The organism is Myxococcus sp. RHSTA-1-4 (genome assembly GCF_020037125.1).
GTDB lineage: Bacteria > Myxococcota > Myxococcia > Myxococcales > Myxococcaceae > Myxococcus.
Window position 1 is genome coordinate 21,855 of record NZ_JAIQDG010000054.1, and the last position, 8,134, is coordinate 29,988.

An 8,134-nucleotide genomic window follows, 5' to 3' on the forward strand; every position below is an offset into this window, starting at 1 on the left:
TGGCTCAGCGCAGTCCTTCGCGAAGATGGATGAGGACGGCGAGGAGCCGGCGGTCCAGGGTGAGAAGGAGCAGCATCGGGGCGAGCGCCGCGAGGATGACGGCCGTCAGCGAGCGCCGATCCCACGGGAACAGGCGCATGTCGCGCGAGACGGAGAAGGAGCTTCCCAGATCGATCATCGAGGAGAAATCAGGTGCGCCCAGTGGGTCCTGGTCCGGCCGCTCGCGAAACCACTTCCACTCGAACCGCCGCGAGTGCGAGGCCGCGAGCGAAGAGAATCGCGGGAATCCGCGCCGCTTCGCCAGGATGAGGTGGCGGCTGAAGAAGATCATCGGCGAGAAGACGACCACGACCGAGATGACCGCGAACACGATGTGCGGAACGAGGTAGGGCATCGGATCGGTGGAGATTCCGGCGCGTTCCGCCCTCCACGTGTACGACGACGCAACCGCGGACAGCGCGAACACCACGGGCGCGAACTGGGCCTGGCAGATGGGCAGGAAGCCAAGTCCGCCCATGACATCCGGATGCGTGGGCACCAGCGCGAGCGGCAGCCGCGAAACGCGGAAGAGGAATCCCGCCCACACGATTCCGCGCCAGAACCACCGCAGCAGCAGGAACCGGAGGATCGGCTGGCTCACCAGCAGGTACCACCATCCCGCCGGGGACGGGCCGTCCTCCGCGCCGCGGGAGCTCCACGCATGGTCCGTGCCGAGCCGCGCACTCAACGCAAGGGCCAGGGATACGGCGAGCAGACCGGCCTCGACGAGGCTGCTGTCGCGCCACCGCATCGCCGCGCGCGCGGCCGCCTCGTAGGCGGGCCTGCTGTCGGCTCCGACCAGGTGCGAGCGGAGGAACTGGCGGGCAGCCAGGGTGAGGTACCTATCGACAAAGGGTTCGGCGGCGACGAGTACCGGCAGGGCAAGCAGGAACTGGACCTGGACGTGGAGATGGCTGAGCAGTGAGCTCGTCACCACGGCTCCCCGCGGCAGCGTGAGGACGACGAGGGGCAACCAGGCCACCAGCACGAAGGCGAGCGTGAGCCAGCGAACGTTGGAGCGCCGGGACCGGATGCGCAGGAGCCGGAGCTCGGCCTTGTAGAGCGGGCCGCCCCTCATCACGGAGAAGTCGGGCAGTGGGGGGAGCACGTCCATGGTGTGGCGGCGTCCTGGCATGGTGGCGCCAGCCCTGCCTGGCCGGCCGTGGGCGGACTCCAGTGTCGCCCTATTCGACGTTGGGGCCACGCTCCGGCATGCGCAATCCAGTCCCGGGCGCGCGGCGTGGCCGGGGGATGGCCCCCTGCTCCCAACGTCCGAACGTCCCGGGTTGAACACCGCCGCCCGCATCCCAAGCTTTGCGCTGAACCGGTTCCGTACCGAGGAGGCGGACATGAAGAGCATTCAGGCGCTGATGGTGGCATGCGCGCTTGTGGGAACGGGAGCCCTGGCCCAGGACAAAGAGGCCGACATGCGGGGCATCACGGTGTCCGTGGGTGGCGGTGTCGAGGGCTACAGCGGCGGGCTGGCGCCACGGATTGACCCCGGCGCGGCCTTTGGCGCGACGGTGGGCATCAGGCCCTCCCGGGTGCTCGGGCTGGAGCTCGGCTACAGCGGCGCGGTGAACTCCCTCGACCTGGATGGGGCTGAAGACCTGCTGGGCAATCCGGACATCGTCCGCAACGGCGCGCAGGCCGTGGCCACCTTCGGCATCACCGCCACGCCCGTGCAGCCCTACGTCCTCGGCGGCATCGGGGTGAGCGACTACAACGTGCGCCAGGGCGGTGAGGCGCTGGGCTACAGCGACGACACCGTGGGCTCCGTCCCGCTGGGCGCCGGCCTGCGCTTCCACTCCGGCGATTTCTCCGCCGACTTCCGCGCCAACTACAACGTCCTCTTCGACGAGGAGATCGCTCCCGAGTCCGCGGTCGCGAACGTGGATCCGGAAGACGTCAACTTCGCGGGTGGCGGCAGCTACAACGCCACGCTCAACGTCGGCTTCATCTTCTGAGCCGGGGCTCGTTCTCCAGCGGCTACGCACGGCAGGGAGTGCTCATGAATCGCGCAAGCAGAGCTCCATGGATCCTTCTTTTCCTGGCGGTCGCCAGCACCTCGATGGCGGCCGAGCAGGCGCGGGAACGCGATGCCCCGGCCGCGAAGTTCGAGCCCGAGGCGGAGCGCCGCCTGCGCGAGATGAGCGACTTCCTGGCCGGGCAACGCCAGCTCACGGTCCGGACGCAGGGGACGATCGAAGCCGTCCTCGAGTCGGGCCAGAAGATCCAGTTCCATCGCGAGGGCCTGGTGTCCCTGAGGCGGCCGGATCGGCTCCGTGTAGACCGCACCGGAGACCTGAGCGATCTCCAGCTCTTCTACGACGGCAAGCAGCTCACCCTGTACGGAGAGAAGAGCCAGACCTTCGCGGCGGCGCCGGCGCCCCCCACGCTGGACGACACCCTGGATATGGCCTCGGACCTGCTGGGGCTGGAGCCCCCAGCAGCGGACCTGCTCTACAGCAACCCCTACGCCGTGCTCCGCGAGAGCATGCGCTCCGGCACATACCTGGGACGCGCCAACGTGGAGGGCGTGGCCACGCACCACCTGGCCTTCCAGGGCGACGAGGTGGACGTGCAGATCTGGATTGAGGACGGCCCGCGGCCGCTCCCGCGCAAGTACGTCGTCACCTCCAAGCGGGTCGACCAGGCACCGCAATACGCAGTGGTCCTGTCCGACTGGGACCTGGCACCCCAGCTCTCGGACTCCCAGTTCGTATTCCGTCCCCCGGCCGAAGCGCAGCGGGTGTCCTTCCTGGAGAAAGAAGCGCGGGACGACAAGGGCTCGCGCGAGCAGTCGGGTTCGCGAACCGCTCCGAAAGAGTGAGAGGTGGAGATGAAGACCAACAAACGCAGGAGGACGCGGCGGGCCCTGGGCCTGCTGCTGGCGGGCCTGGCCGTGGGCGCGGGGCTGGAGGTGCCGGTGGTGGAGGACCTGGCGCTGGTGATTCCCGGCTTCCCCGGCAAGGTGGAGGCCCAGTACGGCACGTCACGCCGGGTCGCGCGCCGCACGTCCCGGCGGACCTCGCGGCGATGGGGCGCGGCCACCCCGGGTTACGGTTATGGTTACGGGGTGGGTGTCGCCGCCACCGTGGCCATGCCCGTGGGCGCGAGCTACATCTCCACGCTTCCCGCGGGCTGCGTGGCCACGACGGTGGGAGGCATCGGCTACCAGCGCTGCGGCAGTGTCATGTACCGCCCCTACTACCAGGGGGATACGCTCGTGTACGTCGTCGAGTCCCCGGACGAGGCCCCGGAGTAGCCCGCCGGGTCCATCGCTGGAGGAGTGCACCGTGTATCCCCAGGGCTTTCACGCGAGTCTGTAGTGACGTGTTAGCCTCGAAAGGAGTGAATCGGCCAGGGGACACTCCATCGTGAAGCTCGACTCGACCCGGACGCTGCTTGTCACTCAGGCCGACCTGCGTTCCATCGTGGAGGCCGTGGGCCTGGACGCCCTGATGGACCAGCTCCTCCACGCGCTGTCGGACGCCCTGCGGCGTTTCGACGGGGCCACCACGGAGGTGCGCAAGCGCGAGGGCTTCATGCTGGACCACCCGCGCCAGCCGGGTGTGCTGGAGTGGATGCCCGTCATGCAGCGGGGCCACACGGTGACGGTGAAGATGGTGGGCTACAGCCCCCTCAACCCCGAGGAGCACACGCTCCCCACCATCATCGCCACCAACAGCCTCTATGACGTCCGGACGGGCCACCTGCTGGCGCTGATGGACGGCGTCTTCGCCACGGCGCTGCGCACCGGCGCGGCCTCCGCGGTGGCCACGCGCTGCCTCGCCTCGCCCGGCAGCACCGTGCTGGGTCTGGTGGGCACGGGCGCGCAAGCCGTCACCCAGCTCCATGCCATCAGCCGCCTGTTCCCGCTCGAGCAGGTGCTGGCCTACGACATCAACCCGGAAGCGCTGCTCTCCTTCGCGGGGCGGGTGGGCTTCCTGGACCTGGACGTGCGGCCCGCCACGCTGGAGCAGTTGGAGGCGCAGGCCGACATCATCTGCACCGCCACCTCCGTGGCCGTGGGTGCCGGGCCCGTCATCTCCGGCCGCGAGCTGAAGCCCCATGTCCACATCAACGCGGTGGGCTCGGACCTGCCGGGCAAGACGGAGCTGCCCCGGGCCCTCCTGGAGCGCAGCCTCGTGGTCCCGGACTACCTGGAGCAGGCGCGCGTCGAGGGCGAGTGCCAGCAGCTCGCGCCCGAGAAGATCGGCCCGGACCTGGTCACGCTCATGAAGGACCCGGACCGCTACGAGGCCTGGCGCCAGCGAAGCACCGTGTTCGACTCCACCGGCCATGCACTGGAGGACCAGGTCGTCACCGGGCTGCTGCTGGAGCACGCGGAGCGGCTCGGCCTGGGCACCCCGGTGGCGCTGGAGACCATCGGCGGTGACGCGCTGGACCCGTACTCGCTGCTGCGCGGGCCCGAGTCCGGGCCGGCACGGCGGCTGGAGCGCCGCCGCGCCGGCGGGGCCTAGAGCTCGAGGACGATCTTCCCGAAGCTGGCGTTGGACTCCATCCGCTGGTGCGCGTCCGCCACGCGCTCCAGCGGGAAGGTGGAGTCGATGACGGGGCGCAGGCGCCCCGCGGCCAGCTCCGGCAGCCACCGCTCGCGGAAGCGCCGGGTGACGGCCACCTTCTCCTCCGGGGGCAGTGGGCGCAGCGCCATGCCCTTGAGCTGGAGCCGCCGCATGATCACCTGCCGCAGGTCCAGGTCCGCGCTCATTCCATCCAGCCCGCCCAACAGCAGCAGGCAGCCGCCGAACTTCAGGACGGACAGGTTGCGGTCCAGCGCCGCGCCGCCCACGAAGTCCTCCACCACGTCCACCCCCACCCCACCCGTCAGGGCCAGCACCTCCCGGGCGAAGTTCCGCTCCGTGCGCAGCACACCCGCGTCGGCCCCCAGCTCCAGGCACCGCCTCCGCTTCTCCTCGGTGCCGACGGTGACGTACACCCGCGCTCCCACCGCGCGAGCCAACTGGATGCACGCAGTGCCAATCCCGCTGCCGCCCGCGTGGATGAGCACGGACTGGCCCGCGCGCAGCCCGCCCAGCTCCAGCAGCGACTCATGCGCGGTGATGAAGGCCTCCGGCGTGGCCGCGGCCTGCACGAAGGACCAGCCGTCCGGAATGGGGATGGCCATCCCCTCCTCCATGAGACACGCCTCCGCGTAGCCTCCGCCCGCCACCAGCCCGAAGACGCGCTGGCCCGGCTCGAGCGTCCGCACCCCCGCGCCACGGACCTCCACCTCGCCCGCCACCTCGATGCCGAGGCGCGGACTGGTGACACCGGGCGGCAGCGGATAACCACCGCCGCGCTGCACCGTGTCCCCTCGGTTGAGCGCCGAGGCACGCACGCGCACCCGGACCTGCCCGGGCCCCGGCTCCGGGCGTGGCAGCTCGCCCACGCGCAGGACCTCCGGGCCGCCGAAGCCGTCCAGCAGCACGGCCTTCATCGAGGTGTCAGTAGTTCGCATCCACGTCCACGCTGTGCTTGCGGAGGGGTACCAGGAAGGAGCGCTCGAAGGTCATGAAGACGGTGCCGTCCGCCTTCACGCCCTTGGTCTCCACGGAGACCACGCCCTGCGTCTTGCGTGACTTCGACATGCGCTTGTCCAGCACGCGGCTCTCCGCGTAGATGGTGTCGCCCACGAACACCGGCGCGGTGAGGCGGATCTTGTCCCAGCCCAGGTTCGCCACGCCCTTGGCGCTGGTGCTGTTGAGGCTCATGCCCCCGACGATGGCCAGCGTCACCAGGCTGGACATCAGCGGCTTCTTCCACTCCGTCTTGCTGGCGTAGACGGCGTCGATGTGGAGCGGGTGCGTGTTGAGGCACAGCAGGGACTGCCAGATGTTGTCCACCTCGGTGAGGGTGCGCCCGGGGCGGTGCTCGAACACGTCCCCCACCTCGAAGTCCTCGAAGTAGAGGCCGTACGTCTCCCGGTACCGCTGCTTGCCCACCTTCTTGTGGGCGGTGACCATCTTCTTCATGTCTCTCCACTCTCCAGCTTCACGCTCGCCATCACCCGCCGCGCCGCTGCCACCAGCGGGGGGCCAATCATGTTTCCACCCACGACGTGGATGCCGCCCTTCCCGTCATCCGCCTGGGCCAGCACCCGCCGTGCCTGGGCCACCACGTGGGCCGAGGGACGCAGCGCCTCGTGGATGATGTCCACCTGGTCCGGGTGGATGACGATCTTCCCGGTGAAGCCCAGCGCCCGGGCCCGGCGCGTCTCCTCCTCCAGGCCCGCGGGGTCCTCCAGGTCGAAGAAGGGCGAGTCGATGGCGTGGATTCCCGCGCCGCTCGCGGCCATGGCGATGCGCGAGCGCGCATACAGCATGGGCTCCCAGGTGAGCGGCACGCCGAGCTGCGAGGACAGGTCCGCCGCGCCGAAGATGAGCCCGCGCAGCCGCGGCGTGGCGGTGGCGATGTCATCCACCGCCGAGACGCCCCGCGGGGTCTCGATGATGGCCAGCAGCGCGACGCCGGGGAGTCGCGGCCCCAGCAGCTCGTCGAGCTGCCGCAGCTCCACGGGCGACTCCACCTTGGGCAGCAGGACGGCCTCGGGCCGTGCTCCCGAGTCCAGCAGCGTCAGCACGTCCCGCAGCCCGTCCTCGGTGCGCAGGCTGTTGATACGCACCGACATGGGGCCGCCCGAGGGAGCGTGGGACAGGTGGCCGAAGGCGAGCCGGCGCGCCTCGGCCTTGCGGGCCGTGGGCACTCCGTCCTCCAGGTCGAGCAACCCCACGTCCGCGCCCACCTCCACCGCCTTGTCGAAGCGGGAGGGGTCCAGCGCGGGCGTCACCAGGAAGGTCCTGCCGGGGGTGAAGGTCACCATTTGACGCCTCCCCTTTCCTCAGGCCACCGGGGCCGCGACGTCCCGCAGGGCGTCGCACAGCCGCTGCAGGTCCGCCTGGGCCAGGTTGGCGCGCAGCATGATGCGCAGGCCCGCGCGCCCCTTCGGGACGATGGGGAAGAACACCGCCGAGGTGTAGAAGCCCCGCTCCAGCATCCGGCGCGAGCGCTCCACGGCCTCGGCCTCGGGGCCCACCTCGATGACCTTGATGGGGAAGTCCTCGCCCCGGGTGCGGGTGGGGATGCGCTCGTCGAAGTAGCGGATGTTGGCGCGCAGGGCCTGCTGACGCTCGGCCAGCTCCGGTGTGCCGTGGATGCGCGCCGAGGCGAGGCTGGCGCCGATGGCCGGAACGGTGAGGCTCTGGGACCAGCCCAGCGGTCCCGCGAAGCGCCCCACCAGGTCCGTATGGTGGCCGGGCCCCAGCATCACCGCCCCTCCCGCCGTGCCGAAGCCCTTGCCCAGCGAGCCGATGATGAGGGTGCGCGGGCCCAGGTCCCCGCCAATCAGCGTCCGCACGAAGCCCTCACCCGCCGTGCCGTAGAGGGAAAGGGAGTGCGAGTCGTCGAAGTAGAGGAAGAGGCCGTAGCGGTCCTGCAAGGCGAGCAGCTCCTTCACCACGGCCGCGCCGCCCATGGAGTAGAAGCCGTCCGCCACGTAGGCCACGCGGGCGTGCTTGCGGCAGACGTCCTCCAGGAAGTCCAGGTCATTGTGCGGTGACGTGAGGACCTCCGTCTCATCCGCGCAGATGGGCTTGATGAGGTTCATCGAGAAGTGCGCCGCCTTGTCGAACACCAGGACGGGCCGCTTCCCGTCCGGCAGCAGGTGGCCGGAGGCGATGAGCGGCAGCAGGCCCGCGCTGGCGGCGCTGGCCGTCGTGGTGACCACCGTCTTCGCGCGCCACAGCCGGGACAGCTCCGCCTCCAGCTCGTCCATGGCACTCAGGCGGACGCGCAGGCGGGAGATGGCCAGGTTCATCGTCTTCTCGCGCTGGAGGATCTGGATGGCGCCGTCGAGGACTTCGGGGTGCGAGTCCAGGCCCAGGTACGAGCATGAGCACGTGTTGATGAACTCGCGTCCGTCCGGCAGAGCCAGCGTCCCCCGGCCGGTGCCGCGCACCGACAGGTCCATCAGCCCCGCCTCCTTGGCTGCCTGGAAGGAGGGGTTGCCGTGGGTGATCATCGACTCCGTGTTGCGGTAGCGGTTCTTGTCGTTCATGGCTGCGCTCATCAC

9 protein-coding genes are annotated in these 8,134 nt (G+C 70.2%); 4 read left to right on the forward strand and 5 right to left on the reverse strand.

The annotated features are described in order from the left end of the window. Window positions 1–4 precede the first annotated feature (4 nt). Window positions 5–1,153: a hypothetical protein gene (locus K8638_RS41475; RefSeq protein WP_223760309.1), complete on the reverse strand. Its 1,149-nt coding sequence runs from the start codon at window positions 1,151–1,153 to the stop codon at window positions 5–7. A gap of 235 nt (window positions 1,154–1,388) precedes the next feature. On the opposite strand from K8638_RS41475, the gene K8638_RS41480 reads away from it, so the two are divergent. From K8638_RS41480 to K8638_RS41495, 4 genes are all read left to right on the forward strand, one after another. Continuing rightward, window positions 1,389–2,006 carry an outer membrane beta-barrel protein gene (locus K8638_RS41480; protein WP_223760310.1) on the forward strand — a complete coding sequence of 206 codons (618 nt, stop codon included), beginning with the start codon at window positions 1,389–1,391 and terminating at the stop codon, window positions 2,004–2,006. 104 nt (window positions 2,007–2,110) lie between these two features. Beyond that, entirely contained in the window at window positions 2,111–2,872 is a 762-nt protein-coding gene (locus K8638_RS41485) for a DUF2092 domain-containing protein (protein WP_223760311.1), read from the forward strand. A gap of 9 nt (window positions 2,873–2,881) precedes the next feature. Then, window positions 2,882–3,307 carry a hypothetical protein gene (locus K8638_RS41490; RefSeq protein WP_223760312.1) on the forward strand — a complete coding sequence of 142 codons (426 nt, stop codon included), beginning with the start codon at window positions 2,882–2,884 and terminating at the stop codon, window positions 3,305–3,307. A gap of 112 nt (window positions 3,308–3,419) precedes the next feature. Continuing rightward, on the forward strand, window positions 3,420–4,526 hold the full coding sequence (locus K8638_RS41495) for an ornithine cyclodeaminase family protein (protein ID WP_223760313.1): 1,107 nt from the start codon (window positions 3,420–3,422) through the stop codon (window positions 4,524–4,526). On the opposite strand, the gene K8638_RS41500 is transcribed toward K8638_RS41495, so the two are convergent. The 4 genes from K8638_RS41500 to K8638_RS41515 are packed head-to-tail and all read right to left on the reverse strand — an operon-like array spanning window position 4,523 to window position 8,119. Further along, window positions 4,523–5,524, reverse strand: a complete 1,002-nt coding sequence (locus tag K8638_RS41500) for an NAD(P)H-quinone oxidoreductase (protein WP_223760314.1) — start codon at window positions 5,522–5,524, stop codon at window positions 4,523–4,525. The two genes, K8638_RS41495 and K8638_RS41500, sit on opposite strands and share 4 nt — an antisense overlap. Beyond that, the gene (locus K8638_RS41505; protein WP_223760315.1) at window positions 5,511–6,038 is read right to left on the reverse strand and encodes a MaoC/PaaZ C-terminal domain-containing protein; all 528 of its coding nucleotides are present in this window, start codon (window positions 6,036–6,038) and stop codon (window positions 5,511–5,513) included. Before K8638_RS41505 ends, K8638_RS41500 begins: the two co-directional genes overlap by 14 nt. Continuing rightward, window positions 6,035–6,886: a CoA ester lyase gene (locus K8638_RS41510; protein WP_223760316.1), complete on the reverse strand. Its 852-nt coding sequence runs from the start codon at window positions 6,884–6,886 to the stop codon at window positions 6,035–6,037. Before K8638_RS41510 ends, K8638_RS41505 begins: the two co-directional genes overlap by 4 nt. An 18-nt stretch (window positions 6,887–6,904) precedes the next feature. Continuing rightward, window positions 6,905–8,119, reverse strand: a complete 1,215-nt coding sequence (locus tag K8638_RS41515; protein WP_223760317.1) for an aminotransferase class I/II-fold pyridoxal phosphate-dependent enzyme — start codon at window positions 8,117–8,119, stop codon at window positions 6,905–6,907. Between the last annotated feature and the right edge of the window lie 15 nt (window positions 8,120–8,134).